This window comes from Aquibacillus albus, from assembly GCF_016908325.1.
GTDB lineage: Bacteria > Bacillota > Bacilli > Bacillales > Amphibacillaceae > Aquibacillus_A > Aquibacillus_A albus.
This window is the reverse complement of the sequence record NZ_JAFBDR010000052.1, coordinates 1-1,920: the sequence shown is the minus strand read 5'-3', so window position 1 is coordinate 1,920 and position 1,920 is coordinate 1. Positions and strand designations below refer to the sequence as shown.

Below are 1,920 nucleotides of genomic sequence, written 5' to 3'. Positions count from 1 at the left end.
CTTCGCATCTTCTGCATCAATAGGTAAATAGCCAATTTCATCGATAATAAGTAGCTTATATTTCGCATAATGTTTCAGTCGATTTTCCAGCCGGTTTTCAAGTTTTGCCTTTTTTAAATTCATGATCAAATCATTACACTTGATAAAATATGTGCTCGTCCTTTTCTTGGCCGCAGCTATCCCAATAGAAGTTGCTAAATGAGTTTTTCCGACACCACTTGTACCTAAGAAAACGATGTTTTCTTTTTGTTCAATAAACCTTAAGGTGGCAAAATCTAAAATCTGCTGTTTGTTTATCGATGGTTGAAATTCAAAATCAAAATCTTTTATTTCTTTTAGATGTGGAAAAGCTCCAACCTTAACCATTGATCTAACCATATTTACTTCTTTCATATCAATTTCATAGTCTGTAAGTTTAATTAATGTCTCTGTAAATGACAATTGATTATTTGTCATAAAATCAATCGTTTCATCAAGGTGAACCAACATTTGCTTTAGTTTTAAATACTCTAGATTCTTTACAAGTTTGCTATAACTACTATTCATTTTTATACACCTCATTGATTGCCTCTAAATTTTTCTTAGCCAGTTCCTCAATATTAGTTGAAGCAGGAAGCCCTCTCGCGAGGGTATCGACATAATGCTCAGGTTTATAATTTATTTTCGAATGGCTAACAGGGTGTTGGACAACCAAATCCGTGTTATAATAAATAAAGATATGGTTATCATAAACTTGTAAACGAAGTCTCTTTCCTATGTATCCAGGTGGTACTGAATACTGGTTTGACTTATAAGTGATCATGTTTGATGTGTTCACTTTTACAGGTTTATCATCAATTTTATAGAAATCTCTTATTCGTTCATGTGGTAGTGGAGATAAGAGGTTTCTTTCTTTTTTTAGTGCTAAAATTGGTATTTTTCCTGTACCTTGATGGTAGCTATTATTAATGCGGTCACAAAGTTTTTGTACAAATTGATGAAGTTCCTCATAATCAAACTTTCCTTGATATGCATGCAACTCATCTATCAGTTTCATTGGAGCCTCTACTTTTCCTTTAGTTTTTGGTTTCCCAGCGACGCAGGGCACAACTTCAAATCCCATATCTTTAGAAAATTGATAAAATCGCTCATTCACCTTTCCCTCTTTATATTCTGTTCGAGGTACATCCATAACTGTTTTCATATTATCCGTCACAATTGTCTTTGGAACTCCCCCAAATGCTTCAAAACTTTCCGTAAGGAATGATAATAAAACACTTTGAGACTTTGAGATAGATAGATGAAATGTTCTGAACCTTGAATTCGAAAGTAATAGCACACACACATTCACATAAAGTATTTCCCCATCTTTAGTGATGTACCGGATACTTTCTTTCCAATCCAACTGAGCTTGTTCTGCAGGCGGTGTTTCATATCGTATTACTTCAGTACTTGAGCTTTTTCTTTTCCCCTTGTTGAAGTAACTTTGGAACTCATCTTTACTTGATATATACTTTCTGAAATTAGATTGGCTGCAATCCAAGCCATGATTATCTTTTAAATACTGCCAAAGGATACGTTTATAATAGAATATTTGCTTAGATTCTTCTGATAGTAATAGCGAGATGACTTCATAATAATCATCTATCTTTGATTTTCTGTTTCTAATGGTTTTAGGTACAAAACCCTTAAGATATTTTTCAACTGTCCTACGATCAACACCCATATCTCGGGCTAATTTGCTTTTATTTATTTTCATTTTCAAGCTCTCCATTAGTATTTTAAATTTTGGTAAGTCTGAAAGACTATAAATTTCAAGCTCTGTATTTACATTTATTTTCATATGCATAATATTCACCTCCAGAATATTATGCAGCGAAACTATCAGAACTGTACATACTTAATTAATCATTTCTGTACATTATTAAAGTAGCATTTATA

General features: G+C 32.7%; 2 protein-coding genes. Both read right to left on the bottom strand.

From position 1 onward, the window contains the following. The coding region (locus tag JOC48_RS21115; RefSeq protein WP_204502400.1) for an ATP-binding protein at positions 1-546 on the bottom strand (546 nt) is incomplete at its 3' end. Further along, on the bottom strand, positions 539-1,828 hold the full coding sequence (istA, locus tag JOC48_RS21110) for an IS21 family transposase (protein WP_204502397.1): 1,290 nt from the start codon (positions 1,826-1,828) through the stop codon (positions 539-541). The genes JOC48_RS21115 and istA, both read right to left, overlap by 8 nt. Positions 1,829-1,920 lie beyond the last annotated feature (92 nt).

Excerpts from the sequence above, each read along its gene's own strand:
- istA (WP_204502397.1), bottom strand. The coding sequence starts at position 1,828 with ATGCATATGAAAATAAATGTAAATACAGAGCTTGAAATTTATAGTCTT.